The following is a 25,777-nucleotide window of genomic DNA, read 5'->3' on the forward strand; positions in this document are numbered from 1 at the left end:
TATTAAGATTTTCTCATATAGTTATCTAGGTATTTAGTAGCTTCTTTTTTAGTTATGATTTCAGTATCATTATCAATCACTAAAATAAATATAGCTAATTTAATCTGGTCTTCTTTAGAAAATTTATTTAGTGTAGTTTTATCTAGATTTTTTATAATACTATATACCTCTTCCTTAGAAATAAATCTTGAGTATCTTTCTTCATTAAAAGTCCAAGTTTGAATTGGGCCTTCAGTCCAAATTTCTGCCAGAGCACATACAAATTTAAGCTTACTCAAATCATTCGTAACTGATTCTTTTAAATATTTATTAAGTCCACTCTTATCAATGCGTTTCCAAAAGTAGAATATAGGTAGATTAATTTTTATAATTGCAATAAATTCTGACAATTTTAATCTCATTTATTTTTCTATGTAAATATTCTCTAATTGAAATAATTTTTCTCTGCTTATAATTTGATTATCTCCTACGCTTTCTTCATCTCTAGAATAATAACTATGCAGTCTATTTATAATTATTCCAATTATACCTAACCCAATCTCACCGACCGTTCTGATTGAATTTATTATGAACTTATATCTCTCGTTATTATTACTAATGCCTTTCAAAGCATTAAATATAAATCTTTCAATAATAACAATTAATGAATTAAAGTCTTCACTTTTATCTCTATTAGGATTAATCTCCCATGTTGAATGCAATAAAACATACAAAATTAAATGTAATCTATCATATGGAACTTCATCAATCTTCGCTTCAATTTCATCTAGTAAATAATTTATATTACCATCCGAATATATATCATTTATAGATGAAAACAAATCATTTTCATTCTTTTCATAAATAATACTGTCTATTTCAACTCTAGGTATTTTTACATCTTCTAAATTAAAGGAAAAATATAGATCAAATTTTTCAACATTAGCAACTCTATTTTCTTTTCTTGTATTTAAGTTTGAAAAGTAGGTGAATTTATCTATTTTTTGTTTAAATTTAGGAAATAATGTTGAAAGAAAATGTAACGCCAAATCAGAATTTATACCCATCTTTTTAAATTCGTTATAATAGTATTTATTATTTTTTTCTTCCTTGTCATCATCAAGAAAATAACTGTTCGAAATTTCACCACATAAATCTAATTTATGTTCAAAAACCCAATTATACAAACTAGGTTCTAAAACCTCTACAGAGGTAATTGCTATTAAATCTTCAAATGAAACTTCATTATAAAGAGCTCCGTATTTAAATTGAAAAATATTTATAAATCTATTTATATCTCTAAGGTTTCTGACATAAGGATTGACACAGTTCTGTAAAATTAATTTATAATACTCATAATTAATAGTAATATATGAGTTTTTTTCTTGAGTATTCTTAATTATTTCATCTAGTTTATTTTTTAAAATCTTGTGAACTTTATATTTATTTAATTCTGGTATTTCAAACGGAACTTGAACTATTTTCTCTAAGTATTCATTTCCATCGACATTATGAACTTCATTTAATGCCCTAGCTACTACTTCTCTCTCCATAACTAGTACATATATAATGTTTGGCAAATTGCCCAGTTGTTTAACTAATTGAAATATATCTCTAATTTGGGAGTTCGTAAGTCTATCGATATCATCAATTATAATTATAATTTTTTTATCTGCCTTTAATAAAGCTTTTTCTAAAGATTTTTTTGATTCATCTAAAGGTGGAGTTCTTATAATAAATTTTTTTAAACTTTTTAAAACAGTTATGACTACACCTAATTTACCTGGAGTGTTTGGAAGTAGATCTATAGCGTTTGAATAATTATTTAATGGTTTTTTAATTATTTTTTTATAGTAGCGACTCATCTTACTTTCTACTTTTTCATTAAGATTATCAAAGAATATACTAATTAAATTATTTTTATCCGAATAATTCCATGGCTCAAATTTTATGATTAAAGGTTTATTATCGGTGGATTTTTCTTCAATGTGATTAACTATCATATTAACAACAGAAGTTTTACCACTCCCCCATGAGCCATACAGACCTATTACCAATCCATCTTCAGCATCAAAGTTATATATAGTATCCCCAACTCTTTCAGAAAAAGATACCCTACCTAATAAATCATCTGAATTATTTTCTATAGGCTTATCTGTAAAATATTTCATAATCTATCTCCATATCTATTTTAATAATATTCTAGTAATTATAAAATTTAACCTACTCAAAATAAGGCCTAATCTTCTGCTTTATAAACTTATGGGTATCTTTTCTAAGCATAGATTTAAATTTTAATAAGCTTAGATTTTCACCACTTGCCTCGTTGTATAGGTCTTTGTTGGCGTTTTTTATTAACTTATCCTCGCCTAGTGGTTTTTTGACTTCTTTTTTGTCTATTGGGTAATTTGCTATTAGAAATTCTAGGTCTTCTTTGTTTACCTTATAGTTATCTGCAAATTTGTCTATATTGGCTTGAATAATGGTGTTAAATTTGTCTTTGGCTACTTCATCTATGATAGCGTCTTGGTACTTATCTGGGTTTTGATCTATTTCTTCTATAATTTGGCGATATACTTCTCCCTTGGCTGGGTTTTGTTTGATAAGTTCTGCTAGAGTTTTTTCTATTTCATCATCGTTTTTATGATTCATCTCTCCCCTGCTATTGGCCTTTTCTTGGATAAGGCTGGTTAGGTAGGAATAGTCTATGATGTTGGTGCTAATAGAAATAGGTTGGTAGTTGATATCTAATAGGTCAAATTCATCATCTGATTGGTCCCCATCAGGGCCTATGAGAGCTTTTAGATATTCATAGTATTCCATGTATTCTTTTAGCTGGTCCTCACCTATTATATTTTTAAAATAACTTTCTTCATCAGTATAGTCACTATAAACCATCACAGCTGCATTGGCTTTATCAAACTTTTGAAAGGCTTTTAAAAACTCTTTCATGCTCTCATAGCCCACTTCTAACTCTGGATCATCTACTATTTGAAATTGTAATAAGCCAGCTGCTGCATCTTCAAACCTGCGTTTGGCTTCTTTATAATCAGGTGCAGTTACAAAATTGCCCCCACCATTGGAGTATAGGCTAAAGGCATCTCTTATAGCATCTTGAAAGGCAAAGGGAGTTCTAAATGTGACTACCTGTCCATAAGTTTTTCTATCATCAAATGTTGAGTCTCTTTTATTTTCCTTTTTCTCATATCTTTCTATGGCCTTTTTAAAGGCTAGATCCACTGCCTTTGTATCTTTTGCCTGGAAGAATACTGAATATAAGCCTGATTCCTTATTTTTCATTACAGAAAAGTTTACTCCATATCGGTTAAGTTGATTTTTAAGTTCCTTGACTTCACCCTTTTGTAAATCAATATTTTCCAGCTGACCTTTCTTTACCATATCCTTAAGTTTCCTTGAATTAGTTTTTCTTTTTTCACTAATATAATCTGCAAGTGGTTGGCTTTTTTCAGCGGCATCTTCTATAATCTTTTTAATAGCTTTTATAATAGCCTTTGCTGAATACTGAGCCACTTTTATCTCAATATTTATAGCCTTATTATTAACTTCATCATTTACCATATAGGTGACCTCCTTTCCAGGGAAAATAAAAAAGCGGCCCAGACTTTTACATCTGAACCGCTAAAATTTTAATTCTATAGTTTTTTATTATTTTTAATTTTATTACTGTTGTTACGTACTTTATAAATTATGTGTCGCAAACTATTCTTTGCTATTTAATGCTTTATTGATGGTTTCTTGAATAAAAGGACTACAGCATTTACCCAAAGGATTGTTAATTTCGCACTTTCTATTTTTCATTGCCCCTGTAAGTCTAATAATATCTTTAATATTCTTTGCACCATCATCTAAAACAGCGTTTATAATTTGTTGCTCTGTAACTTGGTTGCAATAGCATATATATTTGGGATTTGCATTCTTTTTTAACCATATAGGAACTTTTACTTCTTCCTTATAAAAAACTCTTTCATTGTTTAAGTTATAATACACGACATCACAATCTTCATTCATACATAAATAGTAAGTTTCTTCATCTACAACCTTTCCCATAAGGTTTTCTGATACCATATGCTTTACAGTTATATTCTTAACTTTTTCTCCTATTTCGTAACATTTGGGGCAATTTTCTTTTTCTTCCACGGTACCAATGTTTTTTTGTATTGAACCACAGCAAGATTGATTTATCTTATTTTCTTGACTCACTTTAATTCCTCCTGTCTAAATAAATATTATTTCTATAGTTAATCAGGATATCTAATACCTCTTTCAATGTATCTACAATATATTCTCCCTGTCGGTATCTCCTTTTCTCTACTATAACTCGAACTAGGTCCTTAGATTCAACCACATCTATTATTCTTTTAGGATATTGAACCCATTTCCCTATCTCCTGATATTATTGATTCATAATAATAAATGTTGGTGTAATAACTTTTCCATTAGGCATAAACTTACTGTAACTATCTGTATCTATTACTTTAAGTCTTATATTTTCATTATTTTTTTCTAACCAATGAACTACAGGAATATTAATTATAGAATCAATACACCAGTTTTCTTCAATCGCAAGTATATTAAATTTGCTTATTATACTACTAACCTTTTCTAAATCTCTCTCTAAATTTAAATAATTTCTTATCGCATTATTAGCATAATTCTTATATCTATCCTGAGCAGTATCGTAAAATTGTTGAAAAGTAACTCCAGAGTTAAATATTTGCTTGTATTTCAAATTGTCACTTCCTCCTAAAAAAGTAAGTTACTCCATATAATTTACTTACTCTTTATCTAACTAAATTTTACCCTTTGCTCTACTAAGATATTCAACATGAACATAATTATACTGATGCGTAACTAACTATCACCTTAAATATGATTGTATTAGATAATTATCAACTATTCAAGAGCTAATGTCCTTACCTCTCATGCACTGCTCACAGCAATTAGATCCTAATTACTCTAAGCAATGCACGAAATATATTTAGTTAAAGTTCTTAAAACCGTTGATTTATTAACACAAACTGCACCCATCACTATTATGACACGTTCCCCCATGGTCGGGTCATAGACTGTATAGCCTTTGACATCTTCTTTACCATCCATAACTATCATGGCCATTAACTTGCTGACTTCTTGTGGTGTATAAAACTCGCCGGCTTTTTTGCCTGATTCGCTGGCAAAGTTAGATATCATATATTCATAGGCATCTCCTAGGATGTCTCCAGAATATTCTGCAAGGTTTATACCTGATGTTTGTTTCATAACGTTGGCTATTCTTTTGTTTTTGTCTTGCATTGACTTGCCAAGTCTATTTGAGTATAGGTCGACATCATCAAAAAGCCCTGCAAAGTTTTCATCTGATCTTTCTATATCATTGAAAGCTTGTTTTAGATTATCTAGCTGAAAAGTCCCCTCATTTATTTCTTTGATAAGATTTGTAAAGGTGTACTCTGCTTTGATAATAAAGCCATCTTGGTATTTGAGTTCTTCTAATAGCAAATCAGCATCCTCTGTTTGTAGGTAAGCCTCATAGGCCACTTGGATTTTCTCTAAATCGTCTGTATCTAGCTCTAATAAGTTTGCTATCTTTTTTAGTTGTTTATCTGATAAATATTTATAAAAAATGATCCCTAGTAGATAATTTTTGTACTCATTGGCATCCATAAAGTTACGCAAATCATCTGAAGCGGACCATAGTTTTTGGTATAGATTGTTTGTTGTCTCCATTGTCATCTCCTTATGTATATATTATAACATAGGCTCTATATCTATTTGATTGACTTCTTAGTATAGCATTTATAATTTCTAAATTTATTTTTCTTACTACATTCGTCTCTATCTAAGTCTCTAATTAAAAGTAGGCATAAAAGAACTATCGTTTTCAGCTGAGAACGTAAACACGCAATAATTTAATAATATTTTAACTAGTAAATTTGTGATATATATATTTTGAAATTAAAAAACCCCTAAATCCATATTAGATTTTGGGGTTAAGTCAAGAAGAATTTAATACATTTTTCAATTTTTTCATCTAGACCTACGCTTCTTAAAGATTGGTGTTTGTTTGCTTGCTTCTTCTATAAGTCTACTGTAAGTATCCTTGAAATTATATATCTATTTTTCTCTTACTATTTCTTTGGCCATTTCTCTCATCTCTTTTGTCCATCCAAAAATTCCTCCTGTATGGATAAATAAATGATTGTCCCTTTTATCGAACTTGTTTTCAATATTAGAAATAAATCCTTCAAATGCTTTTCCTGTGTAACATGGATCAAATAATATTCCTGTTTTTCTTGCTATATTTAGATAAAATTCTATATCTTCTTTTCTATATTTAGCATAGCCCGGACCTATAAACTTATCATTTATATAGATTTTTGAAGTATCAATTTCATCTTTGCTGTCTTTTAAAATTTCTCTTACTTTTTTTATAAAAAATTCTTCGCTGTTATTAACAGATATGCCGTATATTTGCTTTTTACCAGCTGATAATTTTTCATTGGCATGATAAATACCTGCATATGTTCCAGCTGAACCAATTGCCAAAGTAATAGTATCGAACTTTATATTATTTTCATTTTCGTAAGATAAAATCTCTTTGTATTGATTAAAGTATCCTTTTGATCCTATATAATTGGATCCTCCCATAGGAATTATATATGGTTTTTTTCCTATGTCATAAAGCTTATCTTCAAGTTCCTCTATTGAATCTTTTACATTGTTTGTAAAAATAATTTTTGCTCCAAAGGCCTCATCCAGAAATAAATTGCCTTCAAATTCTTTTTCTTCACCTTCAAGTACTAAATAACAATCTAGGCCATACATGGCAGAAACTACAGCAGTAGCCCTGGCATGATTTGATTGAACTGCTCCACTTGTAATCAAAACATCACATTCTTTATCAATCGCATCATATACTAAATATTCCAATTTTCTTATTTTGTTTCCCGAAACTTCTAAACCAGAAAAATCATCTCTTTTTATGTAAATATTTGTCCCATAATAATCAGACAAGCTATCTATTTTATAAACTGGTGTCGGAAAGTTTCCTATTTTCAATTTATTCATTTTTTAATTCGCCTTTCTCTATCCATCTTTTCCTTGAACATAAGTCAATATTCTATTGCAAAACAGAATGTTTGCATTCCTACAAGTTTAGCTAATAGATACTCTAAGCACCACATCACCTATTTGTTTTTTGAGTTTTAAACTTTGGTAGAATCCTTATATTTGCATAACTAGTTGCCTCTATCACAATTATATGACTCGACCTCCCCTAGGAGTATCTCTCAGACATACCAAAAGGGCTAGGAAATTTTATTGCTAGCCCTTTTAAATCGCAAGTCTTCAAATATTATTTTTCTATAATTTCAATCTTATATCCATCTGGATCTGTTACGAAAAAGTACTTGTCTGAATTGTCGCTTAAGCCTCTTAGTTCTGTAACTTCATAGCCTTTTTTACTTAACTCTTCCCTAAAGGATTTGATATCTGGGTTAGATAATGCTATATGTCCGTAGCCATCTCCTAGGTTATAATCTTCTTCTTGGTCGTAATTATAGGTTAATTCCAATTCATAATCGCCAGATTCTGGAAGTTTTAGGTATACAAGGTCAAATTTCTTGTCTGGAAATTCCTTCCTTCTACTTTCAACAAAGCCCAACTCTTCTGTATAAAACTTATAGGACTTATCAAGGTCCTTAACCCTAATCATTGTGTGTAAAAATTTCATATATCCTCCTAATTTATTTATAGCCAAATGAGATTTTATTATTCACTTAGCTTATTTTTCGGATTTACTTTAGTTTTTGGTATAAGTTATTTGTTGTCTCCATTGTCATATTTATATATATTATAACATAGTTATTTTCTATAAAAAAATTGGCCCTTTTTTAAAACTTAATAAGGGCCAGTTAAAAATAATTTGTTTATTTTATTTAAATTCTGTAATTCTTTCTACATCTAGTCTAGTAGACTTATGACCAGCATGGTCTGCTTTACCAATTGCAACTATCATTACAGGTACATATCTATCTGGATCAAGACCGAAGGCTTGAGATAGTTGGTCTTGTTCAAAGGCTCCGATAGGATTGGTATCATAGCCGTGGGCTCTGGCTACTAGCATCAGCTGCATGGCCATGAGACTTGAGTCTATTTTTATGATATCATTCATCTTTTCTTTGCTAAAGGATTTATATACTTGGTTGAAACGTTCCACTGATTTATTTTTATCTTCTTCATTCATATATCCAGCCTTTACTTCCTGGCTATAGATTTCTTCAGTCTTTTCATAGCATTTCATATCACCGAATATTAAAATCATAGCTGAAGAGCTATCATTTTGTTTGGTATTAAATTTAATGATAGGGCGTAGCTTGTCCTTGCCTTCATCAGATTCTACTATGACAAATCTCCAAGGTTGTAGATTTACTGAAGATGGCGCCTTGGTTGCTTCTTCTAAAATTTGTAGCATTTCTTCTCTATCTATCTTATAGTTTTTATCAAACTCTCTTACTGAATGTCTGTTAAAAACTATATCTTTAAAATCATTATTTTTCACTATAAAACTCCTCTATATAAAACTAAGAAAAACCTTATTAAACTTTTTATATACTACATTTTTTTAGATAAGTGGTTTTACTTCCTTTTCTATCCATTTTGAGTCTTTAAAAACAGCTCTACCTACACCTACTAGGTCACATACATCACGGTTTAAAATTTCTTCTATATCTTTGCCTGTTTTTACCCCACCTGTAAGTATTACTGGTACATCCACCGCATCGTAAATAGGTTTTGATAGATAATCAAAAAATCCAGCATATTGGTTATCGGTAAAGTACATGCACATACCGCCAGAAATATCTAGGACATCGATACCTGCTTTTTCAAAGGCTTTTGCTGCATAAACTGAGTCTTCTTTAGTAAGTCCCCCATCCAAATTATCTCCTGCACCTAGCCTTAAAAAGATTGGATAATCTTCTCCAACTTTTTCTTTAACTTTTTTGATAATTTCTAGGTGGATTTTTATTCTGCCATCTATATCTTTACCATATTCATCAGTTCTTTTGTTGGTAAGGGGTGATAGGAATTGGTCTAGGAAATATCCATGAGCTGAGTGGATCTCAACTCCATCAAATCCTGCTTTTTTGACTCTAAGGGCTGCATCAGCAAACTTATCTTCTATTTCTTTTATCTGATCAATCGTAAGTTCTCTTGGTAACTCTGCATCTTTTTTGGAAGGATTTTTAATACTTGAGGCAGCTAGCGGACTCTCACCTATTATTTCTTCACTTGCAGAGCTACCTGCATGAGATATCTGCACTACTGCATTAGAACCATTATCCTTAATAGTTCTTGCAAGTTTTTTTAAGCCATCAATAGAAGAATCATCTGCTATGGACATTTGATTGTGGCTTGCCTTTCCAAGAGGATCTATATAATTATGTTCTACAATCACTGTTGAAAAAATTTTATCTTTGGTTTTTTCATTATAGTAATCAAGTATATTTTGAGACACATGACCTCTAGCATCAGCCTTGGCTGTAGCCATTGGTGGCATAATAATTCTATTTTTAAAGTCTATATTTTTTGCTTCTAATTTTTCAAATAATTTCATAAAAACCTCCACTTATATTTGTCAGTTTAGTCAATATTGTCTTTAGAAGATAAATATTGTTTACACCTAAAAATCGCAGGATGACTCGCTGCGATTTTTATATCATATAGCTATAATAATTTAGATATATAGCCCATTCTTCTTTAAATCTTTTACAAGTTTTCTAGCCACTGCCCTGCCTGAAAATGGGTTTTGTCCGGTGATTAGTCTGCCACATTTTACAGCATTTGGTGTATATGGTAGGGTTTTTAAGAAGTTTGCTCCACGTATTTTGGCTTCTTGTTCGGCACTATATGGAACTTTTTCTTTTTTCCCGCCTAGAGTTTCTTCTTCATCGGTAAATCCTGTTATATATCTGCCATCTATCAAGTAATTTTCGTTACTATCTTTTATATTTAATAATCCTACTACACCATGGCATACTGAGCATATATATCCGCCATTATTATAAATGGTTTCTGCTATTTCTATAAGCTCACGATTTTTTGGAAAGTCCCATAGTACCCCATGTCCTCCAGTATAATAAATTGCAAGATACTCTTCTGGATTTATATCTGCTGGTTTTAAAGAATTTTTGATAGCTCTATTTTTAAAGTCTAAGGAGTTTAAAATAGTATAATCTTTCTTGCTGGCGTATGGCTTTTTCATTGACCTAGGATCTAGGGGTACTTGTCCCCCCTTTGGACTGACATAGTCTACTTTTATTCCATTTCGGTTTACTCTATCTACAAATTCTGTAGCTTCTGCTAGCCACAAACCTGTTTTTTCGCTGTCATTTCCGTAATGATCAGTATTTGTCATGACTACTAATATTTTTTTATCCACTATTTACCTCGTTTCTTCATATTTAAATATTTACCCAATATTTTAGGTAAATAAAAAACCGCAAGCTTAGCTTTACGGTTTTTCTTTAAATATAGTTGATTTTTGTAAATAATCGTAAGGATATTTTTCCAAAAGTATTGCTAAAAAAGCTAGTACTTCTTCTTTTGCGATTATATCATTTTGGTAGTGGTCTATGAGTGATAGAAACTTTTCTTTTTCTGCTGGGCTAGCATCATCTTTAAAGTAGCCCCAGATGTGCTGGTAAGCATTTACCACATCTTTTTTATTTTCTGCTAAGGTCTTAGCGCTATCTATTAGCTTTTTTACATTTACTACTTGTGGGTCTTCCCCTTTTAAATAGTCTCTTATGGATAAATAATACTTATGAGACTTGGATAAGACCAGGTATTTGTTTCTTGCCCAGAGTTCTTCTGCTTTTTTTCTTTCTTCTTTACTCATTTGCAACTACCTTTATAAAATCTTATAATTGGCTGTTGTTAATAATATCTTTAAGTGTTTTTACAGAATGATCTAGTTTTTCTTTTTCTTCATCTGAAAGTGGAACTTCGATGATTTGTTTTGCACCTGTTTTACCAATTACTGTTGGTACACCAACATATATATCGTTTTGTCCATAGTGGCCATCTAGATATGATGATGTTAGGTAAACTGCGTTTTCATCATTTAGGATAGCTCTAACAATGCTTGTAAGTGCTGTACCGATTCCGTAGAATGTAGCTCCTTTTCTGTTGATGATTTCATAAGCTGCATTTACAGTTTGGTCGAATGCTTTATCTAAAGCTTCTTGTGTTACATTTGGATGTGTGCTTTTCCATTCTTCAATGCTAAGTCCACCAACATTTGCATTTGACCATACTGGGAATTCTGTATCTCCGTGTTCTCCCATGATGTAAGCACTTACAGATCTATAGTCAACGTCTAATAAATTACCAATTTGTTTTTGGAATCTTGATGTATCAAGTGTTGTACCAGATCCAATTACTTTGTGAGCTGGGAAACCTGAGAATTTCATTGTAGCGTATGTTGTAATGTCTACTGGGTTTGAAGCAATTACAAAGATTCCATCAAATCCACTTTCTACAACTTTACCAATCATGTCTTTAAAGATTGCAAGGTTTTTATCTACTAATTGTAGACGTGTTTCACCTGGTTTTTGTGGGATACCAGCTGTGATTACTACAACTTCTGCATCAGAACAGTCTGAGTAATCAGCCTTGTAAACTTTTTTTGGGTATGTGAAGCTTAGAGCGTCTGTAAGGTCTAATACATCACCTTCTACTCTTTCTTCGTTAATGTCTATAATTCCTAATTCACGGCCTACTCCTAATAATGATGAAGAATAAGCAAATGATGATCCTACTGCACCATCACCAATTAATATTACTTTACTATCTTTCATAACAACTCCCTTCATAAGCGTTTAGTATATCGTTATGTTGCATAACAATGTTTACATTATAACATACAACCTTTATTTTTAAAAGTTAAAATGATATCTTAAAAATAAGTGCAAGCAAAGTAAGAATTATAGCCAGTGGTACGTATAAATATTTACCTATTTTATACCACTTATCTCCATATTTCTTTTTGCTACTTAGGTTTATTTCCTTAAGTAACATATCTTTTTTAAGAACATAAAACCAAGTAATTGCACCGATTGATGCACCTATTGGGATAATATAGATAGAAATAATATCCATATATGGCCCAAAATCATCTATACGTTCTAAATTTATTCCTAGGAAAAATACTACTAATCCAAGAATTATAAAAACAAGTTTACGTGATAAGTTCTTAAACCTATAGGTAATTGATTCTGTAATAACCTCAAACATATTCTGTAGTGATGATATGCCTGCAAAAACAACGGCCAGGTATAAGAATATAGCAAATAGTCTGCCAAACCTTATATTATTTAAAATTGTAGGTAGAGTTACAAAAAGTAAGGACGGTCCACCAACTTGTTCCATATTAAAAACACTTACGGCTGGGATAATTACAAACGATGCAATAAGACCAGAAAGACTATCAAGAATGCCAGTATGGACAGATGAGCTAACTATATCTTCTTTTTTGCTAATATACGCACCTACTACTATCATCCCAGATCCTGTTATAGAAAGGGAGAAAAACGCCTGGCCCATGGCAGTTACTATTGTATTGATATTTAACGTAGCTGGGTCATATTTAAACATGTTACTATAACCAGAAATAGCATTTGGTAGAGTGGCTACTTTTATTGCTAGAATTACAAATAATATAAAAAATGTAGGCATCATAATTTTATTTGATTTTTCTATAGATGAAGCTCCACCTAGGCAAGTTATGATAGTTAAAACTATGGCTATTAAATGATAAATAATTACAGAATATTTTTCACCTGCAAAGCTATAAAACCAAACTTCTGCATCCCTTACAAAAATTTCTCCTGTTAGTGAGTCTACAAAACCCTTTAACACATAGGCAACTATTACACAATAGCCAACAGCTATTAAAAAAGTACCTATAAGGGGAATAAATCCTAGTATTCTTCCAAGTTTTTTCTTTGTTTTGCTAGTTTTAAAGGCATATTCATAAGCTCCTAAAGTTCCAGTTTTTGCCATACGACCTATGGCAAATTCAGATGAGAGTCCTACGTAAGAAAATAGGGCAGCAAATAATATGTAAAAAATTAAAAAAACCAGGCCCCCTGCTTGAAACTTATAAGGAAAGCCCCATATGTTGGCCATACCTACTGCAGATCCTACCGCAGACAAAACTATGCCAATTTTTGAAGAAAATTCTTTTTCCATACTTTACTCCTTTAAAGTAAGATTGATTATAGATAGATTGTATCATAAGATTGATTTTTATCAAATAAAAAAAGAGGATTATAATAATCCTCTAATTATTTAATGGATAAACCTCACCACAAAGGCTAGGATAGTCATAATAAGAGCAACTGGCACATAAAGATATTTGCCTATCTTATACCACCTATCCCCATAAGTAATGCTGGCACCCTTATTTATTTCTTCTAAAAGTATATCCTTATCCAAAATATAAAACCAAGTTACTGCTCCAATACTTGCTCCAATAGGAATAATATGTAAAAGCATAATATTCATATAATGAGTAAATTCATCAATAGTTTCTAAGTTTAAACCAAGTAAAAATACTGCAAGTCCGAGGATTAGTAAAACAGCTTTTTTGGATAATTTGCGAGTTTTAATCACAGCTGAATTTACTATTCCAGCAAACATATCTACTAGGGCAACTATGCCTGCAAAAACAATAGAAAAGTAGAAAAATATAGCCAAAATTCTACCAAATTTTATATTTGAAAAAATCGTTGGCAGGGCCACAAATAATAGGGATGCACCCCCAGCGTTTTCTATATTAAATACATTTATAGCAGGGATAATCATAAGGGAGGCTATAATACCAACTAAAGTATCAAAAACCAAACTTTCTACAGATAAATTTACCATACTTTGCCCATCACTTATTTTAGATCCAGCAGCAACCATGGCCGCTCCTGATAGTGATAAGGAAAAAAATGCCTCTCCCATTCCATAAAGCATAGTTTTTGTATGCAAATGGGATGGATTATACCTAAACATATACCTATATCCTAGATAAGCATTAGGCAAAGTAGCCACTCTTATGGCAAGAATCATTAAAATTACAAAAAAAACTGGCATGGTATACCTATAAATCTTATTAAAAGTTTTTGTATTACCAAGACTTGTTAAAATTGTTATCAAAATAATGATAGCGTGATGTATAGAAACTTTATAAGGCTTTCTTGCATAGGAATAAAACCATATATCTGCTGATGACTTAAACATATTCCCGCTAAGAGCTGCTATAAAACCTTTGAGCATATACGCTAAAATAGCACTATAACCTACGGCTACAAAAAAAGTAGCAGCTAAGGGTATGTATCCTATAAATCTCATTTTTTTATTGCCCTTACCTGCCATTTTAAATGAAAATTCATAGGCGCTTAAGGCTCCTGATTTGACTAGCCTACCCATGGCTAGTTCAGCTGACAATCCAAATACTGCAAAAAGTGTAGCAAATAAAATAAAAAAGATTAAAAACGCTAGTCCCCCGGACTCAAATTTATAAGGAAAGCCCCAAATATTTGCTAAACCTACTGCAGATCCTAGGGCTATTAAAAGTAGCCTAAGGTTTGAGGTAGATTTCTTTTTCATAATTACTCCTTAATGTAAGTTATGAAAATTATAACACGTAAATTTTAATATATAAAGCTTATTAATTATTTTTATTATAATTTAATGTAAAATTTCATCTATTATTCTTTTTAATTCTGGAAGTGTCTCTTCTTCAAACCATGGATTTTTCTTTAGCCAGCCTATATTTAGAGGGCTTGGGTGGACTATTGGAAAATATTGTGGTAAGTATTGCTTATAATTTTTTACTGTTTCGGTTAAGTTTTTTTTACGATTTTTCCCTAAATAGTACTTTTGTGAGTAGGCTCCTATTAGTATGGTAAGTTCTATATTTGGCATAAGTTCTAAGATTTTTTTATGGTAGTCTTCTGCTATTTCTTTTCTAGGTGGCTTATCTCCTTGCTTAGCCTTACCCGGATAATAAAAATCCATAGGCAAGATTGCAATTTCTTTGGAATAAAAAGTTTCTTTATCTATTCCCATCCAAGATCTAAGTTTATCTCCAGACTTGTCATTAAAAGGAATGCCTGTTTCTTCTACAATCCTTCCCGGTGCTTGGCCTACCAAAAGTATTTTGGCATCCTTATCTACTTGAAAAATAGGGTCTATGCCTCGTTTTGTATAATTTTTGTTTCTTGGGTCATTTTTTATTTCATCTATGATTTTATCAAAGGTCATTTTTCCTCCAAAAAACCACCAATAACTGGTGGCTTATCTTATTTATATTTATCTTTTATCTCATCTAAAAATCTGCTATCAGAAAAGTAATCTATGCCCATAGCTTCTTTTACTTGATTAATTTTTGCACGTCCTACTTCTTTTGCATCGTCTGTTCCTCGTTTTAGGATAGCTAGGACTTGGTCTAGGTTTTGCTCATAATAAGCCCTACGCTCTCTAATAGGTTCTAGTTCTTCTTCTAAAACTTTTATTAAGAATTTTTTAACTTTTACATCACCTAGGCCACCTCTTTTGTAGTGATCTTTTAATTCATCTAAGTTTTTATATTCTGGTAGGTATTTTTCAAAGTGGCTATCATCTGAAAATACATCTAGGTAAGTAAAGACTATATTGCCCTCTACTTTACCAGGATCATCAATATTTATATGGTCTGGATCTGTGTACATTGACATTACTTTTTTCTTTAAAGTTTTTTTATCATCAGCTAAATAAATAGCATTGCCCAATGACTTACTCATTTTTGCTGCCCCATCTATACCTGGCATACGTTGAGCTTGTTTATTTTCTGAAAGAATTGCATGTGGTTCTGTAAATACATCACCATAGATATTATTAAAGCTTCTAGCTATTTCTCTCGCTTGCTCTAACATTGGCTCTTGGTCTACACCAACTGGGATGATATTTGCATCAAAAAGTAAGATATCTGCAGCCTGGCTTACTGGATATATTAAAAATCCTGCAGGCAGGCTTGTCTCAAAGTTTTTTTGTTTAATTTCTGTTTTTACTGTTGGATTTCTTTCAAGCCTTGATAGGGTTACTAGATTTAAAAAGTAAAAAGTAAGTTCTGTTAACTCTTCTACTTGTGATTGAACAAAGATAGTTACTTTTTCTGGATCTATACCTAGGCTTAGGTAATCTAGAGCTACTTCTATTAGGTTTTCACGAATTTTTTCTGGATTATCAAAATTATCTGTTAGGGCTTGGCTATCGGCAATCATTACATACATTTTTTCATAATTGCCCTCATTTTGCATTTTGACCCTATTTTTTAAACTACCAACATAGTGGCCTAGGTGGAGTCTGCCAGTTGGCCTATCCCCTGTCAAAATTATATTTTTATCTTCCAAAATATTCTCCTTTTAAAAAAGAGAGGATAATATCCTCCCTGTTTAGTTTTCTTTATGACTTTCTGCAAGATACGCATCTATAAAGCCCTCTATATCTCCATCCATTACTGCTTCTATGTTTCCTACTTCATAATTTGTCCTGTGGTCTTTTACAAGGGTATATGGGTGGAAAACATAGGACCTAATTTGGCTACCCCATGCTATTTGGGTGTACTTACCTTGGATATCAGATATTTTTTCTCTTTGCTCTTCTTCTTTTATTTGAATAAGCTTTGATAAAAGAAGTTTCATAGCGGTATCTCTATTTAATAATTGGCTACGTTCTGCTTGAGAACTTGCAACAACTCCTGTTGGTATATGAGTAATCCTTACAGCAGAGTCAGTTTTATTTACGTGCTGGCCACCTGCCCCACTGGCTCTATAGGTATCGATTCTTAAATCATTTGGATCAATTTCTACATTTGTATTATCAGGTAGTTCTGGAAAAATATCTACAGATACAAAGGAAGTATGGCGTCGTGCTCCACTATCAAAAGGAGATATACGAACAAGTCTATGAACTCCTTTCTCTCCTTTAAGATATCCATATGCATATGCACCACTCACTTTTAGAGTAGCAGATTTTATACCGCCGGCCTCTTCATTATTTAAGTCTGTAAGTTCATATTTAAAACCATTATGATCGAAATACCTAGTATACATACGAAGGAGCATCTCTGCCCAATCGGTTGCTTCAAGTCCACCTGCTCCAGCATTTATAGACATGAAGGCATTGTTTTTATCATATTCCCCATCTAGTTGGGTTTTTAGTTTCATTGATGAAACTTCTTTTTTTATTTTTTTTAAATCAGTTTCTATTTGATTTAAAGTAGCAGATTCAGGATTTTCACTCATTTCTACTAAATCAATGAGGTCTGTATTATCCTCTAAAGTAGTAATAATTTTTTGATAATTTTCAAGGTCATCTCTTTTTGCTGCCAAATCTGCCATAATAGCTTGGGCCTTGTCACTATCATCCCAAAAATCAGGAGCAAAGGTCTTTTTTTCAAGGTCTTTTACTTCTTTTTCTAGATTTTCAGGGTCAAAGAGAGTCTCCAATAAGCTTCATAGTCTCTGTTAAATCTTCAATTGTTTCTCTTAATTGATATATTTCTGCCATATTATTTCTTTACGTTAGACTTTTTGCTTTCGCGTTCTAATCTTCTACGTTCTGCTCTATTTAGACCTGCCATTTGATTATCATCGCTAAGTTCATCAGCTGTTTGAGCTCTATTACCACTATCCCCATCTAGGTCTGGACCTAGTTCTGTGGTTGGAGTCATAACTTGCTTTCTTTGAATGTTTTGTTTAATTTCTACATTCATCATGTATCTAACTGTTTCTTCTTGGATAGATCTTGTCATTTCTTCATACATAGTAAAACCATCGTTTGTGTATGCACGAACTGGGTCTTCATTACCCATAGCACGAACACCGATTTCTTTTCTCATTTGATCCATGGCATCAATATGATCCATCCATTTTTGATCAATTACTCTTAACATAATTACACGTTCTACTTCTCTCATATTTTCTGAGCCAAACTGTGCTTCTTTATCTTCGTATTTTGCAAGAGCAGCTTCAGATATATAATCTATTAGTTCTTGTTGGGTGTAATCATTTATATTTTCAAAGTGTAACTGAGTTACTGGAATGCCTAGGCTATTTAAATGGTTTAATAGGGCTACCATTTCCCAATTTTCTGGTTTTACTTCAGGATTTGTAAAGGTATATACGCTATCAGCTATAACATCTTTAATCATTCCTACGATAGTTTCTTTCATGTCATGGCCATAAAGAACATCTGCTCTCTCGTTATAGATAATTGTTCTTTGTTTGTTCATAACATCGTCATATTGTAGGACCCTTTTACGAGTTGCAAAGTTGTTTGCTTCTACTCTTGTTTGAGCTTTTTCTACTGACCTACTTACCATTTTTGAAACTATAGGTTCATTTTCATCAAAGTTTGAGTTTGCAATGAATTTTGCTACTTGTTCTCCACCATTTAATCTGATTAAGTCATCTTCAAGAGAAATAAAGAATCTAGAATGTCCTGGGTCTCCTTGACGTCCTGAACGACCTCTTAACTGGTTGTCTATACGACGAGACTCGTGACGTTCTGAACCGATGATATATAAACCACCTGCTTCTTTTACTTTTTCAGATTCTTCTTTTACTGTTGGTCTGATTAAATCTTTGTAGTGTCTAAATTTCTTACGTGCTTCAAGGATTTCTTGATCATCAGTTTCAGCAAATGAATCTACTTCTTCAAGTAACTCATCACTCATATCTTCTCTTTTAAGCCTTTGTTTAGCCATATCATCAACATTACCACCAAGCATGATATCTGTACCACGACCTGCCATGTTTGTTGCAATTGTAACTGCACCAAAGCGACCAGCTTCTGCAACTATTGCAGCTTCCCTTTCGTGGTTTTTGGCATTTAATACAGTGTGTTTGATGCCAGCTTTTTTAAGGGCATTTGATAATCTTTCACTTGATTCGATTGAAATTGTACCAATAAGGATTGGTTGACCTGTAGGGTGGATTCTATTTATTTCATCGATAATAGCATTAAATTTACCATTTTCGTTGATGTATACATAGTCTACATCATCGACCCTTTGGATTGGCTTATTGGTTGGTATTTCTACAACGTCTAGGTTATAAATTTCGTCAAACTCTTCTTCTTCTGTTTTTGCTGTACCAGTCATACCAGAAAGCTTGTCATACATTCTAAAGTAGTTTTGGAAGGTAATTGTAGCTAGTGTTTTACTTTCTGCTTTTACTTCTACTCCCTCTTTAGCTTCGATAGCTTGGTGAAGACCATCTGAGAATCTTCTACCTTGCATGATACGACCTGTAAACTCATCTACGATTTCTACTTCGCCATTATTTACAACATAGTCTATATCACGGTGCATAGTTGTATTTGCTTTTAAGGCATTGTTGATGTAATGAGATAATTCAAGGTTTTCTGGGTCTGATAAGTTTTCTATATCAAAATATCTTTCTGCTTTTTCTGTACCTTTTTCTGTAAGGTTTGATGTTTTTCTTTTTTCATCTACCAAGAAATCAACATCTTCTACTTTAAACTCACGATCAAATGGGTCGATATCTGCATCTTCATTTGGATCTAGGATTCTACCTTCTAGAGTTTGGATAAATGAATTTGCACTTGTATAAGTATCTGTAGATTCATCACCTTGACCAGAAATAATAAGTGGTGTACGAGCCTCATCTATTAAAATAGAGTCAACCTCATCGACTATGGCATAATTTAATCCACGCTGAACCATATCATCTTTATAAATAACCATATTATCTCTTAGGTAGTCAAAACCAAATTGATTGTTTGTACCATAAGTAATATCTGCAGCATAGTTTTCTTGTCTTTCACTATTTGTAAGACCATAGACAATACATCCTACAGTCATACCTAGGAAGGTAAAGATTTTACCCATCCATTCTTGGTCACGTTTTGCTAGGTAGTCGTTAACTGTAACTACGTGTACACCCTTGCCTGATAAAGCATTTAAGTATGCTGGACAAGTTTCTACTAGTGTTTTACCTTCACCAGTTCTCATTTCTGCAATCTGACCATTGTGTAAAACAATACCACCTAGTAGTTGGACTGGGTAGTGTTTCATTCCTAAAACCCTATCACTAGCTTCACGTACTGTAGCAAAGGCTTCTGGTAGTAGGTCATCTAATGTTTCGCCGTTTTTTAATCTTTCTCTAAATTCTATTGTTTTATTTTGTAACTGTTCATCTGTTAGTTGTTGCATAGACTCATCTAGGCTAAGGATTTTATCAACTAGTTTTTGGTTATTTTGTATTTCCTTTTCACTAAATGACTTAAATAAATTAAATAATGCCAAATCGTTCACTCTCCAATTCTCTTAATTATTCTTTAAAATAATTAAGTTTTACCATTCTTATATTAAAGGATAATAGTTAATTTGTAAACTGAAATATAAGCGGATTTTATTTTTAAATCTTATTTACTTAACATATAAAAAACGCAGTAGACTTAGTCACTTAAGACCCTGCGCTTTACTTAAGTATTTTTATAACTTTCTTTAATTAATAGTACCTTTTTAATGGCAATTTTTCAAACAAAAAAGCTGGTGTAGGCCAAACAAATTATTTTAACATAATAAGTTTAGCATACACCAGACATTTTACCTAGATGGCACTATCAAACCATAGTCACCCTTGCGCCTTTTATATACTACTCTCACTTCTAAATCATCTTGGTCATAGTATACAAAAAAGTCATGGCCCAAAAGCTCCATTTGCATGATAGCCTCTTCGGTATTCATTGGTTTTAGGGAAATTTCCTTAGTCCTAGCTATATTTATTTCAGAGTCATAAGAATTGTCTATGTCGTACTCATCATCAAAAGATTCATTAAAGTTTTCAAACCTTATAGAATCATGGCGACGATCCTTGGTTAACCTTGTTTTGTGTTTTCTAATTTGCCTTACCAAGGCATCTATAGTTTTATCAATGGCATTTTGATAAGTTTCATCACTTACTTCTGCCCTAAGGATAGGTCCTTTATCAAGAAACATAGTAACTTCAGCCTTATAACCATTACCTTCTTTAGAAATTAGAAGATCCACCTCTTCTTCGTTAGAAAAATACTTATCTAATCTGTCATATTTTCTTTCAGCTTCATAGCGGATATCATCTGTGATATTGATATTTTTTCCCTTAAGATTAATCTTCATAATAACATCTCCCTTTTTCTTTTTATATATTTACCCCAAATCATTTTATGCAAACGTATGCAATTTAAATTATTTATAAAATATTGTATAATTAAAATAATATAATGGAGGAAATAATGAGTAAAACTAAAATTAAAGATATACTAGGCTATGAATTTTTATCAGACCTTGAGATATCAAGCGATGGCACTAAGTTAGCCTACAAAAAAACTATAGCAAATTATGATGATAATAAATATGAAACTGACCTGTGGCTCTATGATACAAAAGAAGATAAATCATATCCAATAACAGCTAGCAAAAGTGTTTCTATTTACACTTTTAACAAAGATTCAAATGTAATCTATAAGGCAGAGTCAGATGATAAGAAAGATAGCTTTTTTTGCTATGATGGCTATGGCATAGGTAAAAAAGCCTTTGACCTTAACCTAGATGTAAAAAGTATCAAATGGTTAGAAGATGAGCTTTACCTTATCCATGCATCTGATAAAAAGGATGAAAAAGCTAAGAAAAAAGAAGAAGAAAATAAGTACTTTGAAAAACTAGATACCCTTCCATTTTGGTTTAATGGGCAAGGTTATTTAAAAAAAGAAGTAAGCGCCTATTATTTTTATAATGCATCTGATGATAGCGTAGAAAAGATTGTAGATTCAAAATTTCCAAATGAAATATTTAATCTAGCTTTAAATGAGGATAATACCAAGGCCCTACTTATAAAAGCAAATTATGATGCTAATAATGTTGCTAAAAGCAGTGAAAGTCTAATCCTTTATGACATCAAAACGAAAACTAAAAAAGTCCTTATAGAAAATGAATTTTCTTTCTATACCGCAGAGTTTTTAGCAGATAAGATTATTTTTGTAGGAACCGATATGAAAAAAGGTGGAATCAACGAAGATTCATTTATATATGCTTGTGATTTTGATGGAAATTATGAAAAGATTACAAGTGATGATTTTGATATGTCCTTTGGTAACTCCCTAGGTACAGATGCAAGATTTGGCGGGGCAAAAACTTTCTATAATACAAATAATAGACTATATTTTGTGGTAACTGAAAAAGAAACTACGAAACTTTATTCCATTGATATAAATGGTAATTTAAAACTTGAAATAGACGATGAAGTAGAAGATTTTGCTATAAATAATGATGAAATTTACTACCTATCTATGGGCAAAAATACATTATCAGAGCTTAAGAAGAAAGGCTTAGATGATGCTTTAGTTGAAAATAAAATAGAAACAAAAGTTGGAGATATAGAAACCTTTGAGTTTGATTCTAATGGAGATACCTTAACAGGTTTTGTAGTTCTACCTCCAAAATTCAATAAAAATAAAAAATACCCTACACTTTTAAGCATACACGGTGGACCAAAAACAGAATTTGGATCTATCTACCATCATGAACATCAAATGTTTGCTAGCAATGATTATATAGTTATTTACACAAACCCTCATGGTGCAAGTGGAAATGGTGTAGCATTTTCAGACATCAGAGGTAAATACGGTGATATAGACTATAAAGATTTGATGACATTTGTAGATGAAGCTACCAAAAAATATCCACAAATCGATACTAATAATCTAGGAGTATACGGCGGATCCTATGGTGGTTTTATGACAAATTGGATAATAGGCCACAATAATAGGTTTAAGGCAGCTTGTTCTCAAAGATCTATTTCAAATTGGACAAGCTTTTATGGGGTTTCTGATATCGGATATTATTTTGGATCTGATCAAACAAACTCAAATCCTTGGGATAGTTTAGATAAAATGTGGGGCCAATCTCCAATAAAATATGCTGATAAAGCAACAACACCTACCCTCTTTATCCACGCAGATGAAGATTACCGTTGTCCATTAGAGCAAGGTTTACAAATGTATACCAAACTAAAATTAAATGGTGTTGATACAAAAATGTTTGTCTTCCACGGAGAAAACCACGAACTATCGAGATCTGGTAAACCTCATGGCAGGATAAAAAGACTAAAAGAAATAAAGAAATGGTTTGATGGGCATCTAAAATAATGAAAACAGTAACAAAAATAAAATTTAAAAAAACCATAGTAGATATGGTTCATAGATTTAAAAACCACGATATTATAAATAATTCTGCAGCCTTGTCCTTCTACTTTTTACAAGCATCCATCCCTTTATTAATGGTGCTTGTATCAGTAGTCTCTAGAATCTTAGAAAATAATACTGATGCAATATATTCTTTGATTGAGTTTTTACCAACAGCAGCCCAAGAGATGGCAAAATGGGTGATTGATACTATGTTTGTTAATACAAGCTCTGCATCTGTTACAATAATTACAGTTTTATTTGCCCTATGGTCAGCAACTAAGGGAATTAATAACCTCATGCTTTCCATAAATAAGGCCTATGGAGTAGAAGATGATAGCAAATTTGTTAAACAAAGACTTACATCCCTACTTTTTACAATTATATTTGTTATATTTATAGTTTTTATCCTAGTTTCTCAAATATATGGGCCTAGCATTCTAACTTTTATAAATGATCAAGTCCTAACAAGAATATCTGACAGAGCTTTTGGCGGCGTTTTTGATAGGGTTATAAAAACTTTATCATCACCCCTATTTAGAATAACCCTAACCCTAGCCCCTATCTTTATAATGTCTGTTGTATTTGCAATATTTTATAAATTTGCACCAAATAATAAGGAAGACAGAGTACCATTTAAGGAATCATTGTTAGGAGGGATTTTTGCAACTCTCACCATATATATAGCAACCTTTCTTTACTCCTTCTTCTTAAATAATTTTTCTAAGCAGTCAGTAGTATATGGAGCCCTAGCAGGCATCCTTGCCCTCTTTATTTGGCTAAACTTAGTTTCTACTATCCTAATCTTAGGCGCGGAGCTAATAGATGCGATAAGAAACAATTATAAGATAGTGTCTGAAAATGAAATAAAAAACTTTGAGAAAGAAAATAAATCTTTAAAAGAAACAGTAGAATCTACTATAGCAAATCCCAACAAAGAAAATGATATGAAAGAAATAGAGAAAATGGATAAGAAATCATTGAGAAAGAAATTTAGAGATATTAGATATCACATGGACTATGACCACAAAAATATGGTAGATTATAATATTTATACTAAATTTTTAAACTCTGATTTATTTGCAGAAGCTAGATCCATATTTATCTATGTTTCTGTGGCAGATGAGGTAGATACCTATGAAATAATCAAAAAAGCCATAGACTTTGGCAAGGAAGTTTATGTACCTTACATCATCGATCCAGATAATTTCCAAATGAGGGCTGTAAGAGTCTATTCTCTAGATGATTTGGGAGTGGGAGAATTTAATATTCCTACATCAAGCACTTTAGAGTTTATAGAAAATCCTGACCTTACAGTTGTCCCAGGCCTAGGTTTTGATAGAAACAAACACCGTGTAGGCTACGGTGGCGGTTACTACGATAGGTATCTAAGTAAAAATCAGACGACATCTGTTGGATTTTTTGCAAGTGATTTTGAAGTAGCAGCTATAGATACCAACGAACATGATCAAAAACTTGATTATATCATAACAGAAAAAGAAATATTTTAAGCAAGGGGTCCCAAGTGGATCCTTTTTTGGAGGCAAAATGAGAAAAATTTTTGCAATAATAATTACACTTTTAAGCTTAAGTTCCTGCGCAAATAAGGATGAGATTAGTTTGCCAAAAAACGAGGGAAATAAACTAGTATATACCAACTTAGTTACTAAAAAGTCAAAAGAAGATCTTAAAAATATTATGCTAAGCGCTGATTTGGATAAGAATAATATCGATAGATTCTTTAAACAAGTAGACTTTTTTAATAAACAAGTAAATAAAAATTTGCTTGTTAATAAAGATTACGAAAAATCGAATAAGATTAAAGACTATGATTTCTACGCCATCCAAGATGAACTTTTTAAAAAAAATCCAAGCTTTACTGGCATAAATTGTAGGATAACTACATTTGGCCTAGTGGCTGATAAAATTAAAGTAAAAGATACCAAAAACCCAAATCTGTCGGTAGTAGAAATTGATAATACCAGTTTCAATAATAACCTAGTCCCTACTTTGGATAATGAACAAATTGAAAGATTTAACAAATTTTACTCAGCTATACCCACAGAAAATAAAAATGATGTAGACTTTCAAGTTAAAAAAATAAAAGATTTTTGGAAGAAAAGTGGCATAGAATTTCCCCATGGCAAAGATTATAGCATAATATCAGTCTTTATTTTTTCAAATATAAATCAAAATACCAACGAGCTTTTTGTAGGCCACACAGGCTTATTATTTAATACCAAAGATGGCAGATATATGCTAGTAGAAAAACTAGCCTTTACTGCTCCCTACCAAGTGGTGATTTTTGAAAATAAAGATGATCTTTATGATTATCTTACAGAGCTTTATGATTTCTCAAATGATCAGTATCCAATAAAACCTTTAATATTTGAGGATGACAAAGTTTTAGAAAAATAAAAAATAGCCACCCTATAATCATAGGGCGGCTATTTTTTAGCTAATCTTTCTTTAAGTTTTAAATACCGTTTTAATAGTT

23 protein-coding genes are annotated in these 25,777 nt (G+C 31.7%); 3 read left to right on the forward strand and 20 right to left on the reverse strand.

What is annotated here, in order from left to right:
- Nucleotides 1-2: 2 nt before the first annotated feature.
- The 20 genes from AB9Q04_RS05465 to hpf form a co-directional block, all read right to left on the reverse strand.
- Nucleotides 3-401: a hypothetical protein gene (locus tag AB9Q04_RS05465; protein WP_410024359.1), complete on the reverse strand. Its 399-nt coding sequence runs from the start codon at nt 399-401 to the stop codon at nt 3-5.
- Nucleotides 402-2,150, reverse strand: a complete 1,749-nt coding sequence (locus AB9Q04_RS05470) for a KAP family P-loop NTPase fold protein (protein ID WP_410024360.1) — start codon at nt 2,148-2,150, stop codon at nt 402-404. It lies immediately after the preceding gene.
- A 52-nt stretch (nt 2,151-2,202) separates the two neighbouring features.
- Nucleotides 2,203-3,558, reverse strand: a complete 1,356-nt coding sequence (locus AB9Q04_RS05475) for a type I restriction endonuclease subunit R, EcoR124 family (protein ID WP_410024361.1) — start codon at nt 3,556-3,558, stop codon at nt 2,203-2,205.
- A 141-nt stretch (nt 3,559-3,699) separates the two neighbouring features.
- Nucleotides 3,700-4,182, reverse strand: coding sequence for a Csac_0668 family 2Fe-2S cluster-binding (seleno)protein (locus AB9Q04_RS05480; protein ID WP_410024433.1), 483 nt, complete (start codon nt 4,180-4,182; stop codon nt 3,700-3,702).
- Nucleotides 4,183-4,393: 211 nt separating this feature from the next.
- On the reverse strand, nt 4,394-4,729 hold the full coding sequence (locus AB9Q04_RS05485) for a thioredoxin family protein (RefSeq protein ID WP_262122072.1): 336 nt from the start codon (nt 4,727-4,729) through the stop codon (nt 4,394-4,396).
- Nucleotides 4,730-4,956: 227 nt separating this feature from the next.
- Nucleotides 4,957-5,724: a type I restriction-modification system subunit M N-terminal domain-containing protein gene (locus tag AB9Q04_RS05490; protein ID WP_410024362.1), complete on the reverse strand. Its 768-nt coding sequence runs from the start codon at nt 5,722-5,724 to the stop codon at nt 4,957-4,959.
- Between the two features lie 387 nt (nt 5,725-6,111).
- Nucleotides 6,112-7,065: a D-cysteine desulfhydrase family protein gene (locus tag AB9Q04_RS05495; RefSeq protein ID WP_410024363.1), complete on the reverse strand. Its 954-nt coding sequence runs from the start codon at nt 7,063-7,065 to the stop codon at nt 6,112-6,114.
- A gap of 286 nt (nt 7,066-7,351) precedes the next feature.
- A complete protein-coding gene (gene gloA, locus AB9Q04_RS05500; RefSeq protein WP_410024364.1) occupies nt 7,352-7,729 on the reverse strand; it encodes a lactoylglutathione lyase in 378 nt (125 codons plus the stop codon).
- 201 nt (nt 7,730-7,930) lie between these two features.
- Complete coding sequence (locus AB9Q04_RS05505) at nt 7,931-8,557, reverse strand: nitroreductase family protein (protein ID WP_410024366.1); 627 nt, start codon at nt 8,555-8,557, stop codon at nt 7,931-7,933.
- A 63-nt stretch (nt 8,558-8,620) separates the two neighbouring features.
- Nucleotides 8,621-9,613 carry an NADH:flavin oxidoreductase gene (locus AB9Q04_RS05510; RefSeq protein ID WP_410024367.1) on the reverse strand — a complete coding sequence of 331 codons (993 nt, stop codon included), beginning with the start codon at nt 9,611-9,613 and terminating at the stop codon, nt 8,621-8,623.
- Nucleotides 9,614-9,733: 120 nt separating this feature from the next.
- Entirely contained in the window at nt 9,734-10,438 is a 705-nt protein-coding gene (locus tag AB9Q04_RS05515; RefSeq protein ID WP_410024368.1) for a type 1 glutamine amidotransferase domain-containing protein, read from the reverse strand.
- A gap of 72 nt (nt 10,439-10,510) precedes the next feature.
- Entirely contained in the window at nt 10,511-10,897 is a 387-nt protein-coding gene (locus AB9Q04_RS05520; protein WP_410024369.1) for a YbgA family protein, read from the reverse strand.
- A 22-nt stretch (nt 10,898-10,919) separates the two neighbouring features.
- On the reverse strand, nt 10,920-11,858 hold the full coding sequence (locus AB9Q04_RS05525) for an L-lactate dehydrogenase (protein ID WP_410024370.1): 939 nt from the start codon (nt 11,856-11,858) through the stop codon (nt 10,920-10,922).
- Nucleotides 11,859-11,943: 85 nt separating this feature from the next.
- Entirely contained in the window at nt 11,944-13,251 is a 1,308-nt protein-coding gene (locus tag AB9Q04_RS05530) for a sodium-dependent transporter (RefSeq protein ID WP_410024371.1), read from the reverse strand.
- A gap of 99 nt (nt 13,252-13,350) precedes the next feature.
- On the reverse strand, nt 13,351-14,658 hold the full coding sequence (locus tag AB9Q04_RS05535; protein WP_410024372.1) for a sodium-dependent transporter: 1,308 nt from the start codon (nt 14,656-14,658) through the stop codon (nt 13,351-13,353).
- 81 nt (nt 14,659-14,739) lie between these two features.
- Nucleotides 14,740-15,315 carry a uracil-DNA glycosylase family protein gene (locus tag AB9Q04_RS05540; RefSeq protein WP_410024373.1) on the reverse strand — a complete coding sequence of 192 codons (576 nt, stop codon included), beginning with the start codon at nt 15,313-15,315 and terminating at the stop codon, nt 14,740-14,742.
- Between the two features lie 38 nt (nt 15,316-15,353).
- Entirely contained in the window at nt 15,354-16,442 is a 1,089-nt protein-coding gene (gene trpS / locus AB9Q04_RS05545; protein ID WP_410024374.1) for a tryptophan--tRNA ligase, read from the reverse strand.
- Nucleotides 16,443-16,484: 42 nt separating this feature from the next.
- Nucleotides 16,485-17,601, reverse strand: a protein-coding gene (gene prfB / locus AB9Q04_RS05550) for a peptide chain release factor 2 (protein ID WP_410024375.1) whose coding sequence is annotated in 2 segments (ribosomal slippage) — nt 16,485-17,525 and nt 17,527-17,601 — 1,116 coding nt in all. Because the reading frame shifts where the segments join, the coding sequence is not laid out codon by codon here.
- Nucleotide 17,602: 1 nt separating this feature from the next.
- Nucleotides 17,603-20,362: a preprotein translocase subunit SecA gene (gene secA / locus AB9Q04_RS05555; RefSeq protein WP_410024434.1), complete on the reverse strand. Its 2,760-nt coding sequence runs from the start codon at nt 20,360-20,362 to the stop codon at nt 17,603-17,605.
- A 303-nt stretch (nt 20,363-20,665) separates the two neighbouring features.
- Nucleotides 20,666-21,217 carry a ribosome hibernation-promoting factor, HPF/YfiA family gene (hpf, locus tag AB9Q04_RS05560; protein ID WP_410024377.1) on the reverse strand — a complete coding sequence of 184 codons (552 nt, stop codon included), beginning with the start codon at nt 21,215-21,217 and terminating at the stop codon, nt 20,666-20,668.
- A gap of 116 nt (nt 21,218-21,333) precedes the next feature.
- On the opposite strand from hpf, the gene AB9Q04_RS05565 reads away from it, so the two are divergent.
- From AB9Q04_RS05565 to AB9Q04_RS05575, 3 genes are read left to right on the forward strand one after another with little or no spacing between them, the layout of a single operon-like run.
- Nucleotides 21,334-23,244 carry an alpha/beta hydrolase family protein gene (locus tag AB9Q04_RS05565; protein WP_410024378.1) on the forward strand — a complete coding sequence of 637 codons (1,911 nt, stop codon included), beginning with the start codon at nt 21,334-21,336 and terminating at the stop codon, nt 23,242-23,244.
- Nucleotides 23,244-24,791, forward strand: coding sequence for a 5-formyltetrahydrofolate cyclo-ligase (locus tag AB9Q04_RS05570; RefSeq protein ID WP_410024379.1), 1,548 nt, complete (start codon nt 23,244-23,246; stop codon nt 24,789-24,791). The genes AB9Q04_RS05565 and AB9Q04_RS05570 overlap by 1 nt, the downstream gene beginning before the upstream one ends.
- 37 nt (nt 24,792-24,828) lie before the next feature.
- On the forward strand, nt 24,829-25,698 hold the full coding sequence (locus AB9Q04_RS05575) for a DUF4300 family protein (RefSeq protein ID WP_410024380.1): 870 nt from the start codon (nt 24,829-24,831) through the stop codon (nt 25,696-25,698).
- Nucleotides 25,699-25,777 lie beyond the last annotated feature (79 nt).

The sequence above is a fragment of the Anaerococcus groningensis genome, assembly GCF_046365465.1.
Taxonomy (GTDB): domain Bacteria; phylum Bacillota; class Clostridia; order Tissierellales; family Peptoniphilaceae; genus Anaerococcus; species Anaerococcus groningensis.

Excerpts from the sequence above, each read along its gene's own strand:
- AB9Q04_RS05535 (WP_410024372.1), bottom strand. The coding sequence starts at position 14,658 with ATGAAAAAGAAATCTACCTCAAACCTTAGGCTACTTTTAATAGCCCTA.
- AB9Q04_RS05565 (WP_410024378.1), top strand. The coding sequence starts at position 21,334 with ATGAGTAAAACTAAAATTAAAGATATACTAGGCTATGAATTTTTATCA.
- AB9Q04_RS05540 (WP_410024373.1), bottom strand. The coding sequence starts at position 15,315 with ATGACCTTTGATAAAATCATAGATGAAATAAAAAATGACCCAAGAAAC.
- AB9Q04_RS05475 (WP_410024361.1), bottom strand. The coding sequence starts at position 3,558 with ATGGTAAATGATGAAGTTAATAATAAGGCTATAAATATTGAGATAAAA.
- AB9Q04_RS05525 (WP_410024370.1), bottom strand. The coding sequence starts at position 11,858 with ATGAAAGATAGTAAAGTAATATTAATTGGTGATGGTGCAGTAGGATCA.
- AB9Q04_RS05570 (WP_410024379.1), top strand. The coding sequence starts at position 23,244 with ATGAAAACAGTAACAAAAATAAAATTTAAAAAAACCATAGTAGATATG.
- AB9Q04_RS05510 (WP_410024367.1), bottom strand. The coding sequence starts at position 9,613 with ATGAAATTATTTGAAAAATTAGAAGCAAAAAATATAGACTTTAAAAAT.
- AB9Q04_RS05470 (WP_410024360.1), bottom strand. The coding sequence starts at position 2,150 with ATGAAATATTTTACAGATAAGCCTATAGAAAATAATTCAGATGATTTA.
- AB9Q04_RS05520 (WP_410024369.1), bottom strand. The coding sequence starts at position 10,897 with ATGAGTAAAGAAGAAAGAAAAAAAGCAGAAGAACTCTGGGCAAGAAAC.
- AB9Q04_RS05530 (WP_410024371.1), bottom strand. The coding sequence starts at position 13,251 with ATGGAAAAAGAATTTTCTTCAAAAATTGGCATAGTTTTGTCTGCGGTA.
- AB9Q04_RS05465 (WP_410024359.1), bottom strand. The coding sequence starts at position 401 with ATGAGATTAAAATTGTCAGAATTTATTGCAATTATAAAAATTAATCTA.
- gloA (WP_410024364.1), bottom strand. The coding sequence starts at position 7,729 with ATGAAATTTTTACACACAATGATTAGGGTTAAGGACCTTGATAAGTCC.
- AB9Q04_RS05490 (WP_410024362.1), bottom strand. The coding sequence starts at position 5,724 with ATGGAGACAACAAACAATCTATACCAAAAACTATGGTCCGCTTCAGAT.
- hpf (WP_410024377.1), bottom strand. The coding sequence starts at position 21,217 with ATGAAGATTAATCTTAAGGGAAAAAATATCAATATCACAGATGATATC.
- AB9Q04_RS05495 (WP_410024363.1), bottom strand. The coding sequence starts at position 7,065 with ATGAATAAATTGAAAATAGGAAACTTTCCGACACCAGTTTATAAAATA.
- AB9Q04_RS05575 (WP_410024380.1), top strand. The coding sequence starts at position 24,829 with ATGAGAAAAATTTTTGCAATAATAATTACACTTTTAAGCTTAAGTTCC.